23 protein-coding genes and 2 tRNA genes are annotated in these 22,854 nt (G+C 60.6%); 15 read left to right on the forward strand and 10 right to left on the reverse strand.

Annotated elements, in window-relative coordinates; genetic code table 11:
- Window positions 1-648: 648 nt before the first annotated feature.
- A complete protein-coding gene (locus tag ACSW29_RS27885) occupies window positions 649-1,365 on the reverse strand; it encodes an SGNH/GDSL hydrolase family protein (RefSeq protein WP_230813839.1) in 717 nt (238 codons plus the stop codon).
- A gap of 79 nt (window positions 1,366-1,444) precedes the next feature.
- Here ACSW29_RS27885 and ACSW29_RS27890 point away from each other — a divergent pair, with 79 nt between their 5' ends.
- The 3 genes from ACSW29_RS27890 (at window position 1,445) to ACSW29_RS27900 (ending at window position 4,504) form a co-directional block, all read left to right on the forward strand.
- Window positions 1,445-2,224, forward strand: a complete 780-nt coding sequence (locus ACSW29_RS27890) for a hypothetical protein (protein ID WP_448278844.1) — start codon at window positions 1,445-1,447, stop codon at window positions 2,222-2,224.
- A 463-nt stretch (window positions 2,225-2,687) separates the two neighbouring features.
- The gene (locus ACSW29_RS27895; protein WP_448278845.1) at window positions 2,688-3,281 is read left to right on the forward strand and encodes a hypothetical protein; all 594 of its coding nucleotides are present in this window, start codon (window positions 2,688-2,690) and stop codon (window positions 3,279-3,281) included.
- Window positions 3,282-4,372: 1,091 nt separating this feature from the next.
- Entirely contained in the window at window positions 4,373-4,504 is a 132-nt protein-coding gene (locus ACSW29_RS27900) for an HNH endonuclease (protein WP_448278953.1), read from the forward strand.
- A gap of 53 nt (window positions 4,505-4,557) precedes the next feature.
- Here ACSW29_RS27900 and ACSW29_RS27905 read toward each other — a convergent pair whose 3' ends face one another.
- The gene (locus ACSW29_RS27905) at window positions 4,558-4,866 is read right to left on the reverse strand and encodes a hypothetical protein (protein WP_448278846.1); all 309 of its coding nucleotides are present in this window, start codon (window positions 4,864-4,866) and stop codon (window positions 4,558-4,560) included.
- A gap of 134 nt (window positions 4,867-5,000) precedes the next feature.
- Between ACSW29_RS27905 and ACSW29_RS27910 the strand changes: the two genes are divergently transcribed.
- The 4 genes from ACSW29_RS27910 (at window position 5,001) to ACSW29_RS27925 (ending at window position 7,732) form a co-directional block, all read left to right on the forward strand.
- Complete coding sequence (locus tag ACSW29_RS27910) at window positions 5,001-5,234, forward strand: hypothetical protein (protein WP_448278847.1); 234 nt, start codon at window positions 5,001-5,003, stop codon at window positions 5,232-5,234.
- A 323-nt stretch (window positions 5,235-5,557) separates the two neighbouring features.
- Window positions 5,558-6,388 (forward strand): PH domain-containing protein, encoded by an 831-nt coding sequence (locus ACSW29_RS27915; protein ID WP_448278848.1) that lies wholly within the window; start codon window positions 5,558-5,560, stop codon window positions 6,386-6,388.
- Window positions 6,389-6,471: 83 nt separating this feature from the next.
- Window positions 6,472-6,621, forward strand: a complete 150-nt coding sequence (locus ACSW29_RS27920) for a hypothetical protein (RefSeq protein ID WP_448278849.1) — start codon at window positions 6,472-6,474, stop codon at window positions 6,619-6,621.
- Between the two features lie 61 nt (window positions 6,622-6,682).
- The gene (locus tag ACSW29_RS27925) at window positions 6,683-7,732 is read left to right on the forward strand and encodes a pentapeptide repeat-containing protein (protein WP_448278850.1); all 1,050 of its coding nucleotides are present in this window, start codon (window positions 6,683-6,685) and stop codon (window positions 7,730-7,732) included.
- A 970-nt stretch (window positions 7,733-8,702) separates the two neighbouring features.
- On the opposite strand, the gene ACSW29_RS27930 is transcribed toward ACSW29_RS27925, so the two are convergent.
- Window positions 8,703-8,779, reverse strand: a tRNA-Ile gene (locus tag ACSW29_RS27930).
- Window positions 8,780-8,957: 178 nt separating this feature from the next.
- Between ACSW29_RS27930 and ACSW29_RS27935 the strand changes: the two genes are divergently transcribed.
- Entirely contained in the window at window positions 8,958-9,155 is a 198-nt protein-coding gene (locus ACSW29_RS27935) for a hypothetical protein (protein WP_003941659.1), read from the forward strand.
- Window positions 9,156-9,288: 133 nt separating this feature from the next.
- Window positions 9,289-9,912: an HAD-IA family hydrolase gene (locus tag ACSW29_RS27940; RefSeq protein ID WP_448278851.1), complete on the forward strand. Its 624-nt coding sequence runs from the start codon at window positions 9,289-9,291 to the stop codon at window positions 9,910-9,912.
- 72 nt (window positions 9,913-9,984) lie between these two features.
- Here the strand turns inward: ACSW29_RS27940 and ACSW29_RS27945 are convergent.
- Window positions 9,985-10,057, reverse strand: a tRNA-Asn gene (locus ACSW29_RS27945).
- A 136-nt stretch (window positions 10,058-10,193) separates the two neighbouring features.
- Here ACSW29_RS27945 and ACSW29_RS27950 point away from each other — a divergent pair.
- A complete protein-coding gene (locus tag ACSW29_RS27950) occupies window positions 10,194-10,445 on the forward strand; it encodes a hypothetical protein (protein WP_230813845.1) in 252 nt (83 codons plus the stop codon).
- A 1-nt stretch (window position 10,446) separates the two neighbouring features.
- On the opposite strand, the gene dnaG is transcribed toward ACSW29_RS27950, so the two are convergent.
- Window positions 10,447-12,366 (reverse strand): DNA primase, encoded by a 1,920-nt coding sequence (gene dnaG, locus ACSW29_RS27955; protein ID WP_448278852.1) that lies wholly within the window; start codon window positions 12,364-12,366, stop codon window positions 10,447-10,449.
- 84 nt (window positions 12,367-12,450) lie between these two features.
- On the opposite strand from dnaG, the gene ACSW29_RS27960 reads away from it, so the two are divergent.
- On the forward strand, window positions 12,451-13,989 hold the full coding sequence (locus ACSW29_RS27960; RefSeq protein WP_448278853.1) for a serine/threonine-protein kinase: 1,539 nt from the start codon (window positions 12,451-12,453) through the stop codon (window positions 13,987-13,989).
- 13 nt (window positions 13,990-14,002) lie between these two features.
- On the opposite strand, the gene ACSW29_RS27965 is transcribed toward ACSW29_RS27960, so the two are convergent.
- Entirely contained in the window at window positions 14,003-15,301 is a 1,299-nt protein-coding gene (locus ACSW29_RS27965) for a deoxyguanosinetriphosphate triphosphohydrolase (protein ID WP_448278854.1), read from the reverse strand.
- A gap of 5 nt (window positions 15,302-15,306) precedes the next feature.
- A complete protein-coding gene (locus ACSW29_RS27970) occupies window positions 15,307-15,996 on the reverse strand; it encodes a YdcF family protein (RefSeq protein ID WP_007731109.1) in 690 nt (229 codons plus the stop codon).
- A 69-nt stretch (window positions 15,997-16,065) separates the two neighbouring features.
- On the opposite strand from ACSW29_RS27970, the gene ACSW29_RS27975 reads away from it, so the two are divergent.
- Window positions 16,066-18,132, forward strand: coding sequence for a TPM domain-containing protein (locus ACSW29_RS27975; protein WP_448278855.1), 2,067 nt, complete (start codon window positions 16,066-16,068; stop codon window positions 18,130-18,132).
- 99 nt (window positions 18,133-18,231) lie between these two features.
- On the forward strand, window positions 18,232-18,969 hold the full coding sequence (locus ACSW29_RS27980) for a polyprenol monophosphomannose synthase (RefSeq protein ID WP_003944487.1): 738 nt from the start codon (window positions 18,232-18,234) through the stop codon (window positions 18,967-18,969).
- On the opposite strand, the gene ACSW29_RS27985 is transcribed toward ACSW29_RS27980, so the two are convergent.
- A complete protein-coding gene (locus ACSW29_RS27985; protein ID WP_448278856.1) occupies window positions 18,944-19,753 on the reverse strand; it encodes a helix-turn-helix domain-containing protein in 810 nt (269 codons plus the stop codon). The two genes, ACSW29_RS27980 and ACSW29_RS27985, sit on opposite strands and share 26 nt — an antisense overlap.
- A gap of 124 nt (window positions 19,754-19,877) precedes the next feature.
- Here ACSW29_RS27985 and ACSW29_RS27990 point away from each other — a divergent pair, with 124 nt between their 5' ends.
- Together ACSW29_RS27990 and ACSW29_RS27995 are read left to right on the forward strand one after the other, a co-directional pair.
- On the forward strand, window positions 19,878-20,243 hold the full coding sequence (locus ACSW29_RS27990) for a nuclear transport factor 2 family protein (protein WP_448278857.1): 366 nt from the start codon (window positions 19,878-19,880) through the stop codon (window positions 20,241-20,243).
- 66 nt (window positions 20,244-20,309) lie between these two features.
- The gene (locus ACSW29_RS27995; RefSeq protein ID WP_347874066.1) at window positions 20,310-20,756 is read left to right on the forward strand and encodes a MepB family protein; all 447 of its coding nucleotides are present in this window, start codon (window positions 20,310-20,312) and stop codon (window positions 20,754-20,756) included.
- Here ACSW29_RS27995 and ACSW29_RS28000 read toward each other — a convergent pair.
- Window positions 20,744-21,325 (reverse strand): dihydrofolate reductase family protein, encoded by a 582-nt coding sequence (locus ACSW29_RS28000; RefSeq protein WP_448278858.1) that lies wholly within the window; start codon window positions 21,323-21,325, stop codon window positions 20,744-20,746. The genes ACSW29_RS27995 and ACSW29_RS28000 overlap by 13 nt on opposite strands.
- 94 nt (window positions 21,326-21,419) lie before the next feature.
- Window positions 21,420-22,811, reverse strand: a complete 1,392-nt coding sequence (locus ACSW29_RS28005) for a glycine--tRNA ligase (protein ID WP_448278859.1) — start codon at window positions 22,809-22,811, stop codon at window positions 21,420-21,422.
- Window positions 22,812-22,854: the final 43 nt, after the last annotated feature.

Here is a 22,854-nt window from a genome sequence, read left to right on the forward strand (position 1 = left end):
CTGGACGTCTGGTTCGTCCCTCGTACAACGGAATTACAAACAACGCCGTCCGTTACGTTGACCTGTCAGGTTGATCAGAAGTGCGACCCGGCACAATTCGCCGAGCCCTTGTCTCCGCCGCCCAACGACGTCGTGTCCATCGACAGCAAAGCAATCCCCGGCGCCCACCGACTTCAGGTAGCGCGACCTCGAAGTTGCTGTTCGTTTACAGCTCTCATCGTTACACTTCTAAATCAACTGTAACTCGTCAGCAACTACTTTGTTCCGATTGCCCGGTTTGATCTCGGTGACGCAGAACAGCAGGGGTGGCCCACACGATTTGCGTCGTCCCTGCCATCTTCGCCCTAGGTGTGTGCGCCTCCGGCAAGGCAAAAGAACGACCTTCCGCCGACGAACTCCCGGCGTAGGTATCGCCGCGCGTCCATCACTTGCGGTCAACTGCGATGCACTAAAGACGCAACGCGAATAAGGGGCGGCGACACAGCCGTTCGATGGCTTTCGGACCCGAAATTTTTCATCACCGCGTCAGACAACTGGTCAGCGAAGGCTGCGTCCAAAGTCTTCATTACTGATGACCTAAGTCCTACAGCACTTTTCACGAAAAAGAGGATCCCGTCTGTGCGGGATCCTCTTCGCTTTCCTTCGGAGCTAGAGACCGAGCGAGTGAAGGTGCTCGCTGATCTTCTCGAACATGAGCCTCTGACCAGCCGGTGTGGGATGCATGCCGTCTTCCTTGAGTAGCGTCGGGTCCGACAACCAGTTCTCGGTGAGCGCGTCGATGAAAGGTAGCTTGTACTGCTCAGCGGCGGAACGGATTCGATCGTTCACGTTGACAGCAGTTTCCGATGGAGGCCGGTCGTCCATGATGGGGCCGATGACTACAACCTTGGCGTCAGGAAGCCGATCTCGTAGCTGCGCATACAACTCCCGAGTCGCATCTCGCACTTCGAGCGGGTACGAAACATCGTTCCGACCGCCGGCGATGATGACGACCTCGGGATTCACCGCAACGACCTGATCAATTTTCGCACCGAACGGTAGCTTGCCTTTTTCCGCGTTTCCTTGGACGTAGCCGGTACCACCGCTCGCAAAATCTGCCAGATACCAGCGACGATCGAAGGCAAGCAGTGCCGGCCAGTGATCTCCCGTCGTGTTCGGAATCGAGTAAGAGTCCCCCAAGATTGCGACCGTGTCGAAGTCGTCGGTAGGGGAATTCAGCGCCGGCGCCGAACTGTCGGGCTGCGATACAGAGGCAGTTGCCCGACTGTCTCGGGATTGCTCGTACGCAAATCCTACGATCACCGCTACGACGGTGAAAACCATGGCACCGATGACGGCGACAGTTCGCTTGTTGGGTTTGGTCACCCCGTAAACATACGGGGTCGAATCATGTTGCCTCTGAGCGAGTGTCAAGCATCTGTCGTTCCGCTTGAATCGAACTTCGATGAAGGAGCGAAATCCCGCTCTCACAGCAGAATCAGGCCAAGCTCGCTGGAAGTTAAGGCGCGGCAAAGCATTCAGGGCACACTGTCCCCCAATCGACGGACCAAAGTCCATTTCCAATTCACCACTCCGGCAAGCGGCAATCGCGCAGCTATATTTCGTCGACACTTCAACTACTTGCGGTACATCTGCACGGCCGCGCTACAAGACCCAGTCTCCCCCGCTCGGCAATCCCCTCTATTCTTCTCATTCGAAGAAGCTGGCACCAGGTGCCAGGAAGAACGCCGACATTCCAGAAACAGAAGCAAAGCGCAGCAATCGGCGACTGATCGCGATCGCAGCACTCGCGGTCGTACTTCTCGCGCAAGGCGCCTACTCGTTCGGGGTCCGCCCCGAGCCGTACCCGACAATTCGCATGCCCAGCTTCGGCGGCGTGCCCAATGCAGACGGCGAGTTCAGTGGAAGTGGCTTGGATATCACTCTCCATTACACCGACGGAACCACGATGAGTCCCAACCCGGTAGATCTCGCCGGCGATATTCGCTACTCACCCGCGAGAGCATCACTCGATTATGCGTTCCGCCCCAGCAGGGCAGGCGACCGCAACGCCCGAACAGCGGACCCTGAATTGGTCGAATGGCTCCGAAACCGCAGCGTCGAAGTCGGAAGTGGTGCCATCCCGGACAGTATCGAGTTCTGCTGGCGCAAAACAATTATAGACAGCACCGACGGAACCGTTGCGTCAACTGACCCGTGCGAAACGACAAGGGTTGATCTATGAGTGCCCGTGCGGAAACTCTGTTGTTCCTGCGCGACTACATCGATCGGTTGTGCGAGTCGTACCGCGCGAGGCGAGATGGGGCGCCGAATTACCCCTCGATGCACGAGGCTCTGCGCACTTGTCGCCTGGGCGATCGTCGGCAGCATGATCTTCGACAAAAGTCATTGGGGCTGAGCCGCGGGCTCACGGCACCTGAACGTGGGGCGGGCGGGGCTCGAACCCGCGACCAATGGATTATGAGTTCGTTCTCAACCCCCGTCATATGCTGGGCATTTCTGTCAAACGAGCAGATCAGCGCGTTTTCGATATTCGACAATGTTCGAACATATCTTCGAGTTGGCCGCTATTTGTGGGCAAAATGTGGGCAAAACCCCCCGAAGTGTTCGAATGATGTTCGAACAAATCCCAAACTATCGCCGACCGGTCGGTTCGCAATGTCTGAGCCATCTGGTAGTAAACACACATGAACAAGACATTCGCCGCCACGGCGGCAATCAGCCTCGCACTCCTCGCCGGCGGATGCTCCTCAAACGACCCAGTCGCGGTCCAGACAGTCACTGAAACTGCCTCAGCCACAACAACCACCCCGGCACCCGCAACAAAGCCCGCCACAAACGCCCGAGGCTTCATCGAAAAGCAATTCGACGCCAACTCCGGCATCGGATGCACAGAACCGGCATCGGAACCCTGCGAGATCGAATTCATCGTGGGAACGCCCATAACGCCATCAAATTGCGACAGCCAATACAAACCTGAGAACGGAAAGCTGATCGCCCTACCGGTGACAGTCACAACGAAACTCGGGGCAGATATGAGTTACTTTTCTGGCATGTGGAACCCGAACTCATTTTCGGCCCTGAAATCATCAGGAACCACATTGCCGAGAGTGACCTCGGCGGCGACGTACGGTTGCGACGAGTCTGATAGTTCATTTCCGGACACGCTCGCGCCCGCATCCAAATACGAAGGATTCGTCGTTCTGGACATTCCAGCTGATGCGACTGCCTTGATGTTTACTCCGCACTTCATGGATGGCGGATGGGAGTGGAAGCTCTAGCTTAGTTCAACCCGGTTACGCCTAGGCCTCCCTAGTTCCAGCGGCCTGTCTGTGGATCAGCCCCCAGACAATCAGGCGTCCGGATCGTCTCACCACACTGCCGGCAGTAGTGACTCCTGGCACCCGCCGCCGTATGCAGTTGGTTCTACAGCCGCGGGCTTCCTAGTTAGTCACGCGCTGATCAATCCCGAAAGCCGGTTCCCAAGTTCGCAGGCAAACTGCCCACAGTTCGGACTGTCTGGTATGCATCTCGCATGGCAGACAAGTGGCTTAGAGCTTTTCGATCGGCTGGCGATGGCTGCGCACGATGCGGCACCAAGACCCGATTACTCCAGAGCTATTGCCCTGAGTGCAAGGCGTTTGTGAATTCGACCCTCACGCAGTACTCGGCAGCTGCGAGGAACCTGTTGGCACACTCGGGTCCACTCGCACCTGAATGGATCACATTGCACGAATGGCTGTACGGGGCGCGTATCCCTCGGAAACATGCACTTGACACGATTCGTGCCGACGCACTCACTTGGCTACAGGTACGCCACATACGCGCTCAGTGACGGCATCGTCACCGAGGACGAGCTCGCCACCTTCCGACAAGCAGCACGCGCTTTTGAATCGGAACCCGCCGCGGTCACCCACATCGAATCTCAACTACTCAGAGAGCAGATGCTCGGCGAGATCCGCCAAGGTCGCCTACCAACTGTTCAAATCCCAGGACTCCATCTGCCCACTGACGAATACTGCTACATGGTCGCTGGCGCGACCTCCAAGCTGGCCCCACTCCGTCCCAGGGACAACCAGCGATTACCAACCGCAAGATCCGGTTCATCGCTCAGCAGCATGGCGGCGAAATCCCACTGAGCAAGGTGCAGCGGGTGCCATACCTGGACCGCACCACCGTTCTTATCGAGTCGACAGCCCGGACACTCAGCGGGCGTTTCTCGGTTCCTGATGCTGAATACGCATCCATCCTGGTGGACGCCGCCCTGCGGATCGATCGCCGAATCCTTCTATCGGACAACGGGGACCGTCCGTCGCGGCACATACCGGCACACGTCAAGTCTGCGGTCTATCAGCGAGATCGTGGTGCTTGCGTGGAATGCGGCGCGAGTACCTACCTCGAATACGATCACATCATTCCGTTCTCAAGAGGAGGCGCGAGCACTGAAGGCAATGTTCAGCTGTTGTGCCGGGCATGCAATCTGGCGAAGGGCGCCCGGGTTTAGTTTCACCCGGTCGGCGACGCAGCACATAAGGAAGTAGTGCGTCAGGCCCGCGGTTATAGGTCTTCGTCGCGGTAGTCCCATTCGAAGGACACCTTCGCATGCGGCACCGCCTCGGTCACTCGACGCTGTAACGACTTCTCGAAGGGCGGGCGCCACCTGTAAAATCCGCTGAAACCTACCCAATCCTCGGAGAACACGCGCACATCACGTCGGGTCCCGTCTTCGCTGTCTCGCCTGACGATGATCGTGTCGCGGTCCAGTTGCGTCTCCTTCAGCACCTCCTCGAACAACTGAGAAATCACTTCAGCGTCACTGGTAGGCAGGTCGTATACGGTGAAGCAGATAGCGATAGATGTAGTCACTCCGTAGACGATAAATTACGCCTACGACGGGATGGCTTTTGTCTTCTCGCTCGCAATGTCCGTAACCCTCACCCTCGTCGGTTGCTACAACGAGGCGGAGGGTCCCTCGAAAGAGGAGCTGCAAGACTCAACAGATGACCGACCAGTGCCGCGAGAAGGTGACCAACCGACTCAAGTCGTCGGGGTCTGCCGAGTTCGGAGACTTCGACTTCGTGACGACACCCGAGGGCGATCACTACAGTCACATCGCCAGCGGATGGGTGGATTCCCAGAACGGGTTTGGCGCCTTGATTCGCTCTACCTTTGACTGCAAAGGCATTGTCATGGATGACGGGACTGTAGTCAGCGATGTTATGAACTTGAGCTAGCTCCACCGAGACTTCTGCGGCTCCTCGCCTACACATTCAGGCGTCCGGATCGACTCACTACACCGCCGGCAATAATGCGTCCGATGCCCGCCATTGTGTGCAGTGCCGCGGCCGCAGACTTCCCACCCGACGAGGCATGTGTTCGCCACCAACAGGTGCCCGTTCGGGCAGCGTTGCGGAGATCGTTCAGTCGACGGCGCATCCCGATATTCGCACACCTGTTCGATGGGTGGTAGGGGTCCGGAGGGTAAGGGAAGACCAGTCGGGCTCCGCAAACTCAAACAGTAATACGCCAGGACCAGTCCGTCTGGTTTGATACGCGCATGGGAATCATCCAGACCGCCACCAACCGACTTCTTGCGCCTTTCGACCATTCCTTCAATGCAATCTCAGCCGCTATGCAATCGCTTGGCATGGACGTCACGAACCGGCAGAACCCGATCGTCGGATCTGCGCGTAGATCAATCCGACAAAACAGATGGGCTGCCGAGGTGTCGGCCGGCATTCGACAGGAAAGTCCATCCACGACAGTCGTTGACTGGTCAGTTGACATGCTCGGCGATAAACACTTCGACGTGATTGCCGACATCCTGGGAGCGGCGAAGGTCGATGTCGACGACCTCGGCGTTCGAGATGCATTGGAACGGCTAGGAAAGATGGGGCGATTTTTCGGCGCCCGCGAATCAGGCGCACTAACGCAGGTCGTTCACATTGACGAGCGAGTGATCGAACTTGCACAAGGTGTCTACAACGGCAACCAGGGGATGCTTGTCCTCACATCATCCAGACTGTTCTTCTTCGACAAAAGGTTGATGGGATCAAATCTCGAGGAATTCGATTTGCTGGCCATCGGATCGCTCGGACAGTCGAAAAAGCTTGGCGGCGAGACCATCAACATCTCCATTTCCGGAAGAACTGCGGAGATAAAACAGGTCGCACACGGTCGCTCCGATGTCTTCATTCGTGCATTCAAGGACGTGAAAGCACAGCATGCCGGCGCCAGCGCGAGCCGGAGCGCTGAGGCCTTCACTACCGATTCCACGTCAGCTGACGTGCTGGATCAAATACGCAAACTTGCGGAGATGCGAGAGCTCGGGATCCTCAGTGACGCTGAGTTCAACGCTAAAAAGGCGGAGCTCCTTGCTCGGCTGTAGGTGATTGCTAGACGAGAAATGCCTACGCCTCCGAATGTGTAGCGCAGGCCCCTGCAATTTCCCACACACGGACGGACCGAACGATGACGAACCAAGACAAGACCAGCCTGACGATCTTCGCGCTGATCGCGGCCACCCTCGCAGTCACCCACCAGCCGTGGCAGTACTGGGCAGTCGCCGGCGTTGCGGCTGCCGGAACCGCAGCGATGTCATGGCGGACCCGACACGCTTAGGTCCACCCGCGCACGACCAACGAAACGGCGACACAAGCCCGCTAGATACAACAGCCCGCCAATGCGAACTGCGAAATACAGTTCCACTTCATGCTGGAAAAACTACCAACCGTCCAGTTCGTCTGGTTTGATTGAGCAATCAACTCAGCAAGCAAAGGGCAAAACAGTGAACTCGAAGATCACAAGCGCAGTTGGTGCGCTTGCAGTCGCAATCGGCACAGCTATGACTGTTGGAAGTGGCACGGCAACTGCGGATAGCGTCATCAACGGGTGCACCATCGTGGACTCTCCAACGAAAACGCGATACACGAACTGCCCGGGTGCAGACTTCACAGGCGCTGACTTGTCGCAAGTCAACTTGATGTACGCGAACGTGCCAGACGCCAAGTTCTCGGGTGCAAATTTCGGAGTTGGACGGGGGCTGCATGCATTCGGCGCGAACCTTAGTGGCGCAGATTTCGCCGACACCGACATGTCTAAATCAGGGCTTGATAGTGCAAACCTCAATGGCGCGGTATTCAAGAATACGAAACTGATCTCAGCGTCGATGACGTACGCCACCATCAACGATGCAGATTTCGACGGAGCCGACCTCACGCGAGCTACCATCAGAGGGTCAAAGCTGGACCGCTCGTCTATGGCAGGCGTGGCACTGACCGATGCCGACCTCAGCGGCACCAACCTTGACAAAGTGAACTTACGTGACGCAAATCTGAGCTTCGCGAATCTCGAGAATGCTGTCCTCACAAGCACAAAGATTTCGGGAGCCAATTTCGCTGACGCTCGAATCACCAAAGCGTACTTTTACGGCTCCGAAATCACCCCGAACAACATCGTAGTTCCAGCTGACCGCCCTAGCAGTGGGGCGCAGATAGCCGGTGCAAATGTGTCGTGGACGATGCCGGCTGGCATTGCCGGATTGACCGTTAGCAACTGCAACCCCGCGTCTGGATCATTCTTTGGGGAACGCGGCTCCATTGTCTCGTGCCAGGTGCGCAACCAGTCGACGGGAGTGCAGACGGTTGGGGCCGCTACGTTTACGGTCATCGTTAACCCGTATGTGGACAATGGAGGCACGGGATCGCTCGGCTCACTGCCCTTTGGAAGTTAGTTGGCAGCAGCCGTCTTTGGTAGACGCGACACGCCTAGCTAGTCGCCCATGATGCGCGATCGGCCCCAACACGCGAAGGACGCTATGACTGCTTCACCAACCAATCGGATTGCCGAGGGCGAACCAGTATCGCTATAGGATTGAGTTGTGGCCGCCGATCTCCCCCCGAGGTTGGGGGCCACCTTCGTCCGAAGGGCGGATTTCCGACCGTTCAGCATGTTTGCCTGATGCTTGCCGAATACGTTCGAAGTGTCGATTTCAATCGAGGGGTTGAATCCGACATGTGGTTGGTCATGCGTGTTGTGTGCTCAACGCGGGTGGCGTTCGACGGGGACCCGGCTCAAAATGGCCAGGCCGGGTCCCCTCATTAGTGACAACAGACGCCCCCCACGACATGCAGGGGCGACGTCCTGAGCTTTGTACTTGACGACGGAACCCACTGGCTCGCACAGTCGTCGACGGGAAACTAACGTGGGGGCCCGTGAAGAATCACCAGGCCCGATCCGTGTCAGTGCCCCGTTTCGTAGCCGATGAAATAGATGCTGCAATCGCTGGAAGATCCTCAAGCGACCTCCTGTGTCCCGCGAGCGGTGAAGGCGTCATGCGCAACAAGAATGCCCGCCGTGACTGGTTCGATACCACCGTCCAAGCATCCCAGGTGCCGGCCATCACCCCCACGATCTTCGCCACTCCGCAGCCTCCATCGCGATCGCTGCCGGCGCGAACCTCAAAGGCCGCAAACCATGCTCGGTCACAAGACAGCCATCATGACCTTGGACTTGTACGGCCACTTATTTGACGATCATCTGGACGATGTGGCGTCGAAAATCGATGCGGCGGTGCTTGCGCAAAGCAAGGCATCCAGTGGCAATCGGAAGCGTGCCTGACTTCAAATGTGGGCAAAATGTGGGCAGACGCAAAAAGACGCCCTCCCGGATTGCTCCGAAAGGGCGTCTGAGCTGCATTGATTTGGTGGGGCGGGCGGGGCTCGAACCCGCGACCAATGGATTATGAGTCCACGGCTCTAACCGACTGAGCTACCGCCCCATCCGTGATGCGTGGCATCGCGGCGAATCCGAATGTTACCGGCACATCCGACGCGGATCACAATCGGGCAGGCGGTGACGCGTTGCACTCTTTCGAGTCGAGTCTTCCGCGGTTGGTCGGCACAGGTGCACTGAGCCGATACCGTGGGAGTGCACACCCCACGGAACAGGATCACCACATGAAGCTTGCACTGACCGAATTCAAGAACTCGAAGGCTACGATCCGGATCATCATGTCCGACGGCGCCAAGCTGAACGGCACCGTCACCGATTTCACCGAAGACACTCTCGTTCTCAATTCTCCGAACGGTGTCTACTACATCAACCCCAGCCACATCATCCGACTGTTCGAGCCGTCGGATCGCGCAGCGAAGTAAGCGCACCGGCCGAACAGTTCGACAGTTCCACCGAAAGCCCGACGCAGAGTCTTGCGTCGGGCTTTCGGCGTATTTTTCGCCAACCTCTTCGAGTCGCGTTCACGGGTGCTGGTGGCGCCTATCCTCTGCTGATATGGCGAATGACAGCGCACGACCTGAACTCGTTTTGTTCGACCTGGGCGGTGTGCTGTGTCGGTTCGAACCTGATCTTCGCGCCGAAGAACTGGCAACGGCCATCGGCGTCACTGAAGGAGAAATCCATGCCCTCGTGTTCGAGTCCGGGTTCGACCAAGAATGCGATCTCGGCCTTCACTCCGAAGACGCGATTCTGGAACGCTTTCGAGCGTTCGGGTTTCCTGGTAACCGCGACGACCTACGCCGATCCTGGGCCAAGGCCTTCATCCCGGACCGCGCAGTCATCGATCTCGCAATCGCACTTCGAAGCGAGGGGGTCGTGGTCGCCACACTCTCCGACAATGGACCTGTCCTGTTGGCCGCCATCGAAAGTGTTGTAACTCCAGTGGCAATCGACGAGCATGTTTTCTCCTGCATGCTCGGAGCTACCAAACCCGACCCTGCGGCCTTCCTGGCTGCGCTGGAGTTTCTCGATGCGCGTCCACAGCAGACCTTCCTCGTCGACGACAACCCGGTGAACGTCCTCAGCGGTCGACGGCTGGGAATTCGCGGCGAACAAGCAAACAAGGCGGCAGACGTCGAATCGGCACTTCGATCGGTGGGTCTGCTGCGAGCGCGCTAGGTCAGACAAAAACAAGGTCAGACCAAAACAAGAAAGCCCCCCACCCGATTTCTCAGGTGAGGGGCTTTGCTGCTCCCCCGGCTGGACTCGAACCAGCAACCGTCCGATTAACAGTCGGAAGCTCTGCCAATTGAGCTACAGGGGATTGTCTTGCTCGCTTCGCCCGTTCCGGCGTTGCCTGAGAAACTGTAGCGAATCCTCCACCGAAGTACCAAATCGCCTGCCCAGCGAGTCATCAGGCAGGATGGAGTCAGGACGATCGGTGCTGGAGGGAAGCAGGAATGATGCGTTTGTTGATCGGTGTTGCAGCTGGGTACGTCCTGGGAACCAAAGCAGGCCGCGCACGATACGAGCAGATCAGCCGGGCCGCAAAGGCGGTGGCCACTAGTCCGGCCACCAAGAAGGTGTTGGATGCGTCACGGCAGAAGCTGGCCGACTCTCTGAGTACTCAGCCCAAGCTCGAGCCGATGAGGCCGCTCAACGAGGAGACCACAATTCTGGTCCCCCACGACCAGTTGAAGAAGAACCGCTAGGTCAGACGCTTTGGTCGCCGACAGCCTGCTCACGCAGCTGTCGGCGATACTGCTCCAATGCCACGAGGTCACCGAACAGCGAGTTGTACTCCTCCGGGGCCGCAGCAGGTGAGACGCGCTGAAGCTTGGATTTGAGGTCGGCAACCTGTTCTCCCACCCACGCTTCCTGCAGACGAGCGAGCACTCCGTTGATATAGCGCGGAACCGTGTCTTCGTCACAGGGCATGGGTTCGACGGCCAGCTCCGATACAACCGAGGCCACTGTCATGTCTTCGACGCCCTTGGTGACGACTTCGATCCACTCGGCGCCGCCGAGCCCCTTGCTCGTTCCGCCGGCGTCAGCCATTGCCTGCCTGATCACAACGTAGGCGGGGTGGGTGAACGTCTCGGGTGGCAACGAGTCGAAGACAGTGCCGGCGACGCCAGGGTGCTGCAACGCGGCCTTGAGGACAGCTCGCTGAGTCGAAAGCCCCGGGTCGTTGGGCCGTGGCCTGGAGATTCCGATCGGCAGCGCAAGCGCATCGGCGGCGGGTGAGTCGACAACCTGACGACGCTTGGGCGCCGGTGAAGATCCACGCGTCGACGCCCGTTTGCGAGCTTCGTCACGCACGCGTCGTCGGACGGACGGAAGATCGTCCCAACCGACCCATCCGCAGAGGAGATTCGCGTAGCTGTCGCGCAGAGTTGATTCCTTGATCTGCGCAACGACGGGGACGGTACGACGCAGTGCTTCGACGCGCCCTTCAGCCGTCTCGAGATCGTGCTCGGTGAGTATCGACTTCACCACGAACTCGAACATCGGCGTACGCCTCGCAACGAGGTCGCGCACGGCGGCGTCACCGGACTCGAGGCGAAGATCGCACGGGTCCATTCCGTCAGGAGCGACGGCCACGAAGGTCTGCCCGGCCATCTTCTGATCGCCCTCGAATGCCTTCATCGCGGCAGCTTGCCCTGCGGCATCACCGTCGAATGTATAGATGATCTCACCGCGAAAGTAACTGTCGTCCATCAGGAGTCGGCGGAGCATCGCAAGGTGCTCCTCGCCGAAGGCGGTTCCGCACGAAGCGACGGCGGTCTTGACGCCGGCCAAGTGCATCGCCATGACGTCGGTGTACCCCTCGACGACTACCGCCTGGTGTCCCTTGGCGATGTCGCGCTTGGCGAGGTCCAAGCCGAACAGGACCTGAGACTTCTTGTAGAGGATCGTTTCCGGCGTGTTGACGTACTTGCCCGGCATGGTGTCGTCGTCGAAGAGCTTGCGGGCGCCGAAGCCGATGACGTCACCGGCAACGCTGCGGATCGGCCAGAGCAGGCGGCGATGGAACCGGTCGATCGGACCGCGCCGCCCTTCTTTGGACAGCCCTGCTGCTTCAAGCTCCTTGAACTCGAATCCCTTGGACATCAAGTGTTTTGTGAGAGTATCCCAACCTTCGGGCGCGTATCCACAGCCGAATTGCAGGGCTGCTGCCCCGTCGAAATTTCTCTCGGTGAGGTAGTCGCGAGCCGCCTGGGCATCGGGTTCGCGCAATCGGGCTGCATAGAACTCCTGAGCCGCCGCATTCGCCGCAATCAAGCGTGCACGGGTGCCGCGATCGCGCTGAACGGACGGTCCGCCGCCCTCGTACGAAATCGTGTAGCTGAGTCGATCCGCCAACTGCTCGACGGCCTCGACGAAGCTGATGTGGTCCATCTTCTGCAGGAACGAGTAGACGTCACCACCTTCACCGCAGCCGAAGCAGTGATAGAGGCCATGGTTGGGCCGTACGTGAAACGACGGTGACTTCTCGTCGTGGAAGGGGCACAAACCCTTGATCGAATCGCCACCGGCACGCTTGAGTGAAACGTATTCACCGACGATGTCCTCGATGCGAGTGCGTTCGCGAATGGCCGCGATGTCTCTGTCAGAAATTCGGCCCGCCACGTACATCAGTCTAGGCGGTCCCCCGACACCTCCTGACAACGATATGTTGATGGCCGACTCTGCACCGCAGCGATGGGACCGACGATGACTGAAAACGCCGCGAGCTCGCCCGAAGGGCGATCGGGAACTCGATTCGGTGTGTACGAACTGCGTCGTCTGCTCGGCCGGGGCGGAATGGGCGAAGTGTACGAGGCGTACGACACCTCGAAGGATCGCCTGGTCGCTCTCAAGTTGCTCCATCGCGAACTTGCGGCCGACCCGTCATTCCAAGCTCGCTTCCGCCGAGAATCTCGCGCCACCGCCGCCCTGAACGAACCGCACGTGATCCCGGTGCACGACTGGGGCGAGATCGACGGAGTTCTCTTCATCGACATGCGATTGGTCGAAGGCCACACATTGCGAGCCGAGTTAGCCGAGTTCGGCCGACTGCCACCGGCCCGAGCCGTCGACATCGTCTCGCAGATAGCGTCAGCGCTGGACGCAGCGCACGCGCGCGGTCTCATCCATCGCGACGTCAAACCAGACAACATCATTCTCACGAACACCGGATTTGCATACCTCGTGGACTTCGGAATCGCATATTCACAGACAGACACAAAAATCACCACCGAGGGAAGCGCGGTCGGTTCGTATGCGTACATGGCGCCGGAGCGATTCGGTATCGAAACACCGACGGCCGCAGCGGATGTGTACTCCCTTGCTTGTGTTCTCTACCAGTCCCTCACCGGAACGACGCCTTTCAACACCACAAGCATCGGACATCTCGTCAATTCGCACCTGAACGCTCCGCCGCCGCGCCCCACGCTGACGGTTCCGTCGCTCCCGCAACGTTTTGACACTGTCGTGGCTCGCGGCATGGCAAAGGACCCCGCACACCGCTATCCCACCACCGGAGCGCTCGCACTCGAAGCGCGGCAAGCCCTCTCGGCCGACAGTGCCACCAGCGCGGCCGGCGGATTGCAATCCACAGTCGTCGGGCCGCCCACCTACACCACGGTGAATCCCGCTTACGGGAACTACACGCACATCGCGACAAAGACCAAGCGAAACCGAGCCCCGATCGCGATCGGGGCGGCTGGAGTTGCACTCGTTCTGGCCGCAGGAGGCACGGCGGCTTGGGTGATACTGGGAAGCTCGGGCCCCGAATCACCAACCGCTGTAGCAGCTTCCACCGCCACGGCGGAACCAGCACCCATCCAGGAGCCGGTCAGCACGCCAAACCTGGAGCCGTTGCCCACCGCCGGACAGCAGGCAACCACGACCACGCGGGCGTCCGCCCCGTCCACGAAGAACGGCGATCTCGGGGTGAGCAAGCCGATCACCGTCCCCTCGTGCAAGGGGACCGGAATCGTAGTGTTGGCCAATGCCACCGATCCGGCCACGTATGCCAGCGAGATTCAGAATTATCTTGACGCGTTCCCCGGCTCGAAATACCTACGCACAGACCAGTCCTGCCCGTCACTGCGTCAAGTCTCGGATTCCGGGACTGCGATCTATACCGTGTATCGCGAATCCGGAAACAGCGAGTCGAAGATCTGCAAGGACGTCCGCGCAGCAGGCGGCGACGCTTACGGCAAGTGGCTCGACACCACTACCGACCCGTCGACGCGAATGACCTGCTGAGAGTGCAAGCGGCTCAGCCCCAGCTGGCCTGCGCGCCCAAGCTCGCCTTGTCCACCCGCTCCAGCCGACTTTCCGTGTACGACGCGATCTGATCCACCACCACACGGACCCGAGCGCCGTCGTCCGCGGCACGCTCCCACGCGGGCAGCAGGATCGGATCGAGCCCGGCGGGCGCCGTGGCCAACAACCATTCCGCCACGCGATGAACACGATCACGTTGCCGATCCTGACGCGCCTTGTGCCCGGCGTCGGACATCACGTAGTAGAGCGCCACGGTCTTGAGCAACGCCACCTCGGACGCGACGGCCTCGGGTATGTCGAGGTCGGCTTGATAGCGCGAGAGGGGTCGGTTGCCATTTATCTGCCGTGTGCTGGCAATCGCGGCCGTGGCGAAGCGTCCCACCAATTCACTTGTGAGGTTCTTCAACGCGACGGAGCTTCCCAGCGTCCCGTCGAAACTTCCGACTCCTCGCACGACGGGGAGTTCGGACAACCGTTGAGCGGCTTCGATCAGATCGTCGACTACCAGTCCGCGGAACTCGGAGGCCCCCAGTTCTGCCAGTGCGCGCTGCTCGGACGGATCAGCAAGCGAGCGAAGGTCGATACGGCCTGCGATCACCCCGTCCTCCACGTCGTGCACGGAGTAGGCGATGTCGTCGGCCCAGTCCATGACCTGAGCTTCCAGGCATTGCCGACGCTCGGGCGCACCCTCGCGAACCCAGACGAGCACCTCTGCATCGTCGTCGTATGCCCCGAACTTTGCCCCGGGCTCAGGCCGGGTCCACGGGTACTTGATGGCCGCGTCGAGTGATGCCCTGGTGAGATTGAGGCCGGCGCTCAAACCGTCGGGGCGCAGGATCTTCGGTTCGAGGCTGGTCAGGATCCGCAGATTCTGCGCATTACCTTCGAAACCGCCGCAGTCCTTGGCGACTTCGTCCAGAGCCTTCTCGCCGTTGTGCCCGTACGGCGGGTGCCCGATGTCGTGTGCGAGACCCGCAAGGTCCACCAGGTCCGGGTCGCAACCGAGCCCGTCGGCGATCCCTCGCCCGATCTGTGCAACTTCCATCGAGTGTGTCAGCCGCGTGCGAGGTGTGTCGCCGTCGCGCGGACCGACAACTTGGGTCTTGTCGGCCAAGCGTCGCAAAGCCGCGGAGTGCTGGACCCTGGCTCGGTCTCGCGAGAAGTCCGAACGATGCTGCGCCGCTGCGATCTGCGAACCCGGCAACCCCGCTCGCTTCGGCGCCTCGACGACACGACGTTCGAGATCGTGTTCGGAGTATGTGCCGCCTCCGTAAGTGGTGTGAGCTGTCATGGTTTCTATTGCCCTGCCGTGTAGGGGAAGTCTGCCGAGAAGTGTGTGAGCTGATACCAGAGCAGCGCGCCGGTTTCGCGAGCGATTCCGTGCAACTGGGATTCGCGGGTGAACACGGCCGGGCCCTGACGAGTCGGTGCGGTCCACGCCTGAAGTCCCGTGTCGCGGGCCATCGTCCGGGTGCGCAACGAGTGCCACGGGTCACTGACCAGGACGGCGGAATTGATGCCCTGCGAGGACATCTCGGCACTCACCGCATCGATGCTGAGCAGAGTGTCCGAACCGGTCTCCACAGCGGTGATCGCACTCGACGGAATCCCTCGATCGGTCAGATACATCTTTCCCGACGCCGCTTCGGTGTACTCGTCACCTTCTTGTTTACCGCCGACGGTGATGATCTGCGGAGCCACTCCGCGCTTGTACAGCTTGTACGCCTGTTCGAGTCTGGCTTCGAAGACCGACGACGGAGTGCCGGAATACTGAGCCGCGCCCAGGACGACTATGGCGTCGGCCGGCCGCGTGTCGTCGATGCGGGCCACCTGCCACACCCGGAATGCGGTACCGCCGACCAGGACCACTGCCATCAACACGGCGCCGGCGATCAATCGCCGCGTCCAACGAGCCAATCCTGCACCGAAGCCGCCCGCCCGTGAGGGTGATGGATCGTGGGGGCGGTTACCGAAAGCAGGTTTCACTCCCGCAATTCTGCCAGTTCGCAGCGATCTCCTCCGATGCCGACGCGCCACAACGGATAGATTTGCGTCATGGCCCTCGCACCACACTTCGCGCAGTTGTCCTCTGTAGAGCAGAGTCGGACAACCACCCGACCCGTTCGGCGCTTTGGAAGCGCCGCCGTCGTCGCCGCGATTTTCGCTTTGTTGGCGCTCGTCTTCAGCCCTGCGCTCGCCTCGGCGGACGCCCCGATGGTGTTGCCGAATCACATCACAGACACGTCCGGGGTTCTGGACGCCGGCCAACGCAGCGACATCCAAGCTGCGATCGATCAACTCAGCGAGGACCACCAGATCGATCTGTGGGTCGCATTCGTCCCCGACTTCAACAACCTCGGTGGCCAGGCGTGGGCACAACAGACGGCCACCAAGTCGACGCTCAGCACCAAGTCCGTCCTGCTTGCAGTTGCCACAGCAGAGCGCGCGTACTACCTCGATGTTCCGGCTGAACTCAGCAACATCACCGATTCCGACATCGAGACGATCAACTCGGACGCGGTGGAACCGGCTCTCGCCGAAGACGATTGGACCGGCGCGGCAATTGCAGCAGCCGGCGCACTCGGCGACGCGAACAACACGGGCGGCGGGATGGGAGTCGGAACGCTCCTGATCGCGGGCGGCGCTGTGGTGGTCGGAACGGGCGGCGTGGTCCTGTACTCACGCAAGCGCAAGAACGACAAGAACAAGGCAAGCGTGGAGGCCGCGAAGAACATCGCCCCCGACGACTTCGCCAGCCTCAATGCACTCCCGCTGCCCACACTCGACGAACGCGCGAAGGAGATCCTCGTCGAGACGGACAACGCGATCGCCGGCAGCCAGGAAGAGCTGGATCTGGCCCGCAGCGAGTTCGGAGATTCCGCTGTTGCACCCTTCTCCGCGGCATTCGACAAGGCCAAGGCCACCCTCGCCGAAGCCTTCGCGATCAGACAGCGACTCGACGACGCCATCCCGGAAACTCCCGACCAACGCCGTCAGATGCTGATCGACATCATCTCCTCGTGCGGTCGAGCCGACCAAGAACTCGAAGCTCGCGTCGACGAGTTCGACGGGCTTCGCGACCTTCTCATCAACGCCCCGGCACGCCTCGATGCTCTGACGCAGAGTGTTGTTGCTCTCAGCGTGCGCCTGCCTGAATCCGAGGCGATTCTGACCAAACTCAAGGATCAGTTCCCCACGCCGACGCTGGCGTCGGTGGTGAACAACGTCACGATGGCGAGCGAACGCTTGACGCTCGCCGAGAAGTCCATCGAAGAAGGTCGAGACGCCACCGCGCTCCCGGCCGGCAAGCAAGGCGCCGCCGTCACCGCAATTCGGACGGCCGAAGCAGCTCTCGATCAGGCCCGCAAGCTACTCGACGGCGTCGATCACGCCGCCGACGACATCCGAAACGCCATCGCGACACTTCCGTCCGCGATGGAGGACGTTCAGCAGGGCATCACCGCTGCGGACGCTTACCTAGCGCAGGGCGGGCAGAAATTGGCGGACGCGAAGGCCGCGGCCCAGTCGGCGTTGGCCAATGCTCAGACGTCCAAGGACAGCGATCCGCTGACAGCGTTCAACCAGATCGTCGCAGCAGACGCCCAACTCGACGCGCTGCTTGCCGACGCTCAGGAGCAGAAGCAGCAGCTCGAACGGGCGCAGCAGCGTCTCGCCCAGGACATTCTGGCTGCACAGGCTCAGGTGACCGCTGCCGGTGACTTCCTCGGCACCAGGCGCGGCGCGATCGGGGCCGAGGCCCGCACTCGCTACGCGGAGGCTCAGCGGCACTTGCAGGCCGCCCAACAATTGCAGGCTTCGGATCCGTCGAAAGCACTCCAACACGCCCAGGCCGCGACCACCTTGGCGACGCACTCACTTCGCGCCGCGCAGAACGACGTCAACACCTGGGAAGCAAACCAACGACCCCGCGGTGGCAGCGGCGATGCGACAGGAGCGATCCTCGGTGGGATCCTGATCAACAGCATTCTGCGGGGCGGCGGAGGGCCCCGCTCGTACGGCGGACCGAGCAGCAGTGGGCGCTCCGGACGCGGCGGCGGTGGCGGTGGTTTCGGCGGTGGCGGCGGAGGCCGCACCAGTCGAGGCGGCGGCGGCCGGTTCTGACGGATCCCGTCGAGGTAGTAAAATCCGTACTTTGTTCACGACCGCACTCGTCGTACGCTTCATCCGGCAAGTCGGGATCACAGATCATACGAAGGTGTTATGGAAAGCGTCGCCCCGCAGATAACCGTCGTTGTACCTACATACAACGAGCGTGAGAACCTGCCAAAGCTCGTCGATCGCCTCGCCGCGTTGAAGATCCCGAACCTGCACGTCCTCGTGGTGGACGACAACTCCCCCGACGGTACGGGCGAGGTTGCCGACAAGTTGGGTATCGACGGCCCCATCCCGGTCGGAGTACTTCACCGCACGGTCAAGGACGGTCTCGGCCGTGCTTACGTCGCGGGCATGAGCCGGGCACTGGCGGAGAACGCAGACATCGTCATTCAGATGGACGCAGACCTCTCGCACCCGTCCGAAGCGATCCCCGCCATGATCGAGATCCTCACCACTACCGATGCGGCAGTCGTTCTCGGCTCCCGCTACGTCGAAGGCGGCGCAGTTGCCGGCGACTGGCCGTGGCACCGCAAGGCTTTGTCCGCCTGGGCGAACTTCTACGTCAACGCCATTCTGCGACTGCACGTCAAGGATGCGACCGCCGGCTTCAAGGCGTGGCATGCAAAGACCTTGCGCGACATCGACGTCGAATCGGTGCAGAGCAACGGCTACGCATTCCAGGTCGAGATGAACTACCGAGTTGTTCAGCGCGGCATGAAGATCGCCGAAACACCCATCCGCTTCGAGGAGCGCACCGAAGGCGTCTCCAAGATGAGTCTCTCGGTTCAGTTGGAGTCTGCTCTGGTGCCGTGGAAGCTCAAGTTCGGCAAGAAGTCTCTGTGACCTTGGCGGCCGATCGAAAGTAGTCGGCCGTCTGCGTGTCCGACGGGTAGAACGACTCAATCGCGATCTCTGCGAGCGTGACGTCGCGCGGCGTACCGAACACTGTGGTGGTGCTGAACATCGCCAGTTCGGTATCGCCGGCGCGTACACGCAACGGAACCAGCAGGGAATTTGCGTGGTCGTCGTCGTGCCAGTCTCCGCCGCTCGGATAGGCGCGCAGCTCGTCGAGCAACGACGACAACTGCGCATCCGCACTGACCTCCACTTCCCGAGCCAGCCTGGCAAGCAGGTGGGCCCGCCACTGCGCGAGGTTGACGATCCGAGGCGCCATGCCCTCGGGATGCAAACTCAACCGCAAGACGTTCACCGGTGGTTCCAGAAGGAACGCAGCGGCGCCCTCGGTCAAATTTCCCACGGCTTGGTTCCCGGCGACCATCTCCCACTGCTGATCGACGACCACGGCCGGATACGGGTCATGCGCGTCGATGATGCGATCGATGGCCTCACTCACTGCTGACATCGGCGCTTCCGCCAACGACTTCTGCGAGTACTCCGGCGCGTGACCACTTGCCAGCAGAAGCGTGTTCTGTTGCCGCAGAGGAACATCCAGGAATCCGGACAGGTGAAGAATCATGTCCCGGCTGGGCTTGGAGCGGCCGGTTTCGATGAAGCTCAGGTGCCTGGTCGACACTCCTGCCGCTACCGAGAGACCCAACTGAGTGAGCCTTCGCCGCTCCCGCCACCGTTTGAGTTCGGTGCCCACGTCCATCGTCTCGAAGGTCATTCCCCCAAGGTAGCGACCTGAGGTAGCCGAGGCCATGACCTCACAGGTAATCGACCCGGAGCAGATTCGGCACAACAGTGATATCAGCCGGCGAGAACGCCGGGTACTGATCAAGGGAGCTACCATGAGCGACTTCGACGCAATCGCCGACGCCTATATCGACATGTGGAACGAAACAGATACCACCGCCCGTAGAGCACGGATCGAGCAATTGTTCGCACCCGGCGGCCGCTACACCGATCCGCTCGCAGACGTCACCGGACACGGTCAGATCGACGCGATGATCAACGCTGTGCAGCAACAGTTTCCGGGCATGCACTTCACCCTCATCGGGCCCGTGGACGCGCACCACCGACAGGCTCGATTCGGTTGGGCTCTCGGCCCGGCGGGGGCCGAGTCACTGATCGACGGGTTCGACGTACTCGAACGCGACGACGACGGCCGGGTGACGCTTGTCCTCGGGTTTCTCGACAAGGTACCTACGGCCTGAATCGGGACTACCACCGACAGCGTTCGCCACGAAGGCTGTCGGTGGTCCGTGGCATCATCGGTGCCGATGAACGCCGACGGATTTACCTGGTCCACACCGATTCCCGAGGCTGAGGGCGCCGAGTACGATGCTCACACGCTGACCGTCAACGGCCTTCCCACCGTCTATCGAACCGCCAAGACGACGCCTACCAAACTGGGCCAGTTCGTCACGCTGTGGCGCCGTTCCGACGCCGGGCCCATCCGCCCCTTCGACACCAGCGACGGAATGATGCTGTTCGTGGTGAAGGTATACGACGAAGAGCATGTGGGGCACTTCGTCTTTCCCATCGAGACCCTCGTCGAACACGACATCGTGTCGACGAACTTCTCAGGCGGTAAGCGCGCTATCCGGGTCTATGCGCCCTGGGTTACGCCGACCAGTGTGCAAGCAGTCAGAACTCAGCGCTGGCAGATCCGGCATTTCGGCGAGTTCCCTGATGTACTCAGCTCACCTGCGGTTCAACTCACCTGATACGTCGCGATGATGACGCCTGTTGTCGTAGGGACGCTGTCGGTGAGGGTGAACTGAGCGAGCGCAGCTCCGTCGGGGAACAATCTGCGCCCGGTTCCGAGAACCAGCGGATGAATGAGCAGAGTGTAGGTGTCGACGAGACGCCGTTCGGCCAATGACGTGATCAACTCGCCGCTGCCCAGAATCACCAGATCCGGACCCTCGCTTTCCTTGAGCGCGGCTACGGCATCGGCAGCATCACCTTTCAACAAGGTCGAGTTCTTCCACGGGAGCGGCTCGCCCAAAGTTCTTGAAGCTACGTACTTCTGCGTGTTGTCAAGCACCTCGGTAAACGGATTGTCGGTCTGAAACGGCCAGTACGAGGCGAAGTTCTCGTAGGTTCTGCGCCCGAAGAGTAACTCGGATTTCTTCGCCATCCCCTCCCCCATCTTCTGCACCATGATGGAATCGTTGAAGGGTGCCGCCCACCCACCGTGCTCGAATCCGCCACGACGGTCTTCGTCCGGCCCACCAGGTGCCTGCATGACACCGTCGAGAGTCACGCTGTTGGTCACGCTGAGTTTTCTCATAACTTCGATCCTGCGCCTGAAGGACCATCAGGGAAAGAGAAAACGGGTGGTCCTTCTCGAATGAGAAGAACCACCCGTCAGCTTCGAACGAGAATCAGGAACCGATCAGCCGTGCGGCCAGGTAGCTTTCCACCTGATCGAGGGCGACGCGTTCCTGCGCCATGGAGTCACGCTCACGCACCGTGACGGCCTGATCTTCGAGGGTGTCGAAGTCGACCGTGATGCAGAACGGCGTGCCGATCTCGTCCTGGCGACGGTAACGACGACCGATGGCGCCGGCGTCGTCGAACTCGACGTTCCAGTTCTGACGCAGCTGCGCTGCAAGATCTTTCGCCTTGGGGGTCAGGTCCGCGTTACGCGAGAGCGGCAGAACGGCAGCCTTCACCGGAGCGAGTCGACGATCCAGGCGGAGCACCGTGCGCTTGTCGACGCCGCCCTTGGAGTTGGGCGCCTCGTCCTCGGTGTAGGCGTCGACCAGGAAGGCCATCAGCGAACGCGTGAGACCGGCCGCCGGCTCGATGACGTACGGCGTATAACGCTCGCCCGTCGTCTGGTCGTAGTAGTTCAGCTCGGTGCCCGAGTGCTTGGAGTGCGTCGAGAGATCGAAGTCGGTACGGTTCGCGATGCCCTCGAGCTCGCCCCATTCGCTGCCCTGGAAGTGGAAGCGGTACTCGATGTCGGTCGTGCCCTTCGAGTAGTGCGAAAGCTTTTCCGGCGCATGCTCGTAGAGACGCAGGTTGTCCTTGTTGATGCCGAGGCCGGTGTACCAGTCCAGGCGGTAGTCGATCCAGTACTGATGCCACTGCTCGTCTTCGCCCGGCTTGACGAAGAATTCCATCTCCATCTGCTCGAACTCGCGGGTGCGGAAGATGAAGTTGCCGGGGGTGATCTCGTTGCGGAAGCTCTTGCCGATCTGGCCGATGCCGAACGGCGGCTTCTTACGCGAGGTGGTCAGTACGTTGGCGAAGTTCACGAAGATGCCCTGCGCGGTCTCGGGGCGAAGGTAGTGCATGCCCTCTTCGCTCTCGACGGGGCCGAGGTAGGTCTTGAGCATCATGTTGAAGTCGCGCGGCTCGGTCCACTGGCCGACGGTGCCGCAATCGGGGCAACCGATGAGGCCCATCGTGACGTCGTCCGGGTTGTCGAGCTTCTTCTTCTCCGCGTACGCCTCCTGCAGGTGATCCTGACGGTGACGCTTGTGACAGTTGAGGCACTCGACGAGCGGGTCGTTGAAGACACCGACGTGACCGGATGCGACCCACACCTCGCGGGGCAGAATCACCGAGGAGTCGAGGCCGACGACGTCCTCGCGGCTGGTGACCATGTTGCGCCACCACTGGCGCTTGATGTTCTCCTTGAGCTCGACACCCAACGGGCCGTAGTCCCACGCGGACTTGGTACCGCCGTAGATCTCACCGCACGGGTAGACCAGGCCTCGCCGCTTGGCGAGATTGACAACGGCTTCGATCTTGGACTTGGGTGCCACTCGATTGCTCTCCATCTGGGTAATAGATGCATGATTTTCGTGC

The organism is Rhodococcus sp. GB-02 (genome assembly GCF_053470465.1).

Coding starts and splice junctions, on each gene's coding strand:
- ACSW29_RS27890 (WP_448278844.1), top strand. CDS start 1,445: ATGAAGGAGCGAAATCCCGCTCTCACAGCAGAATCAGGCCAAGCTCGC.
- ACSW29_RS27895 (WP_448278845.1), top strand. CDS start 2,688: ATGAACAAGACATTCGCCGCCACGGCGGCAATCAGCCTCGCACTCCTC.
- ACSW29_RS27910 (WP_448278847.1), top strand. CDS start 5,001: ATGACCGACCAGTGCCGCGAGAAGGTGACCAACCGACTCAAGTCGTCG.
- ACSW29_RS27915 (WP_448278848.1), top strand. CDS start 5,558: ATGGGAATCATCCAGACCGCCACCAACCGACTTCTTGCGCCTTTCGAC.
- ACSW29_RS27920 (WP_448278849.1), top strand. CDS start 6,472: ATGACGAACCAAGACAAGACCAGCCTGACGATCTTCGCGCTGATCGCG.
- ACSW29_RS27925 (WP_448278850.1), top strand. CDS start 6,683: ATGCGAACTGCGAAATACAGTTCCACTTCATGCTGGAAAAACTACCAA.
- ACSW29_RS27935 (WP_003941659.1), top strand. CDS start 8,958: ATGAAGCTTGCACTGACCGAATTCAAGAACTCGAAGGCTACGATCCGG.
- ACSW29_RS27940 (WP_448278851.1), top strand. CDS start 9,289: ATGGCGAATGACAGCGCACGACCTGAACTCGTTTTGTTCGACCTGGGC.
- ACSW29_RS27950 (WP_230813845.1), top strand. CDS start 10,194: ATGATGCGTTTGTTGATCGGTGTTGCAGCTGGGTACGTCCTGGGAACC.
- ACSW29_RS27960 (WP_448278853.1), top strand. CDS start 12,451: ATGACTGAAAACGCCGCGAGCTCGCCCGAAGGGCGATCGGGAACTCGA.
- ACSW29_RS27965 (WP_448278854.1), bottom strand. CDS start 15,301: ATGACAGCTCACACCACTTACGGAGGCGGCACATACTCCGAACACGAT.
- ACSW29_RS27975 (WP_448278855.1), top strand. CDS start 16,066: ATGGCCCTCGCACCACACTTCGCGCAGTTGTCCTCTGTAGAGCAGAGT.
- ACSW29_RS27980 (WP_003944487.1), top strand. CDS start 18,232: ATGGAAAGCGTCGCCCCGCAGATAACCGTCGTTGTACCTACATACAAC.
- ACSW29_RS27985 (WP_448278856.1), bottom strand. CDS start 19,753: ATGACCTTCGAGACGATGGACGTGGGCACCGAACTCAAACGGTGGCGG.
- ACSW29_RS27990 (WP_448278857.1), top strand. CDS start 19,878: ATGAGCGACTTCGACGCAATCGCCGACGCCTATATCGACATGTGGAAC.
- ACSW29_RS27995 (WP_347874066.1), top strand. CDS start 20,310: ATGAACGCCGACGGATTTACCTGGTCCACACCGATTCCCGAGGCTGAG.
- ACSW29_RS28000 (WP_448278858.1), bottom strand. CDS start 21,325: ATGAGAAAACTCAGCGTGACCAACAGCGTGACTCTCGACGGTGTCATG.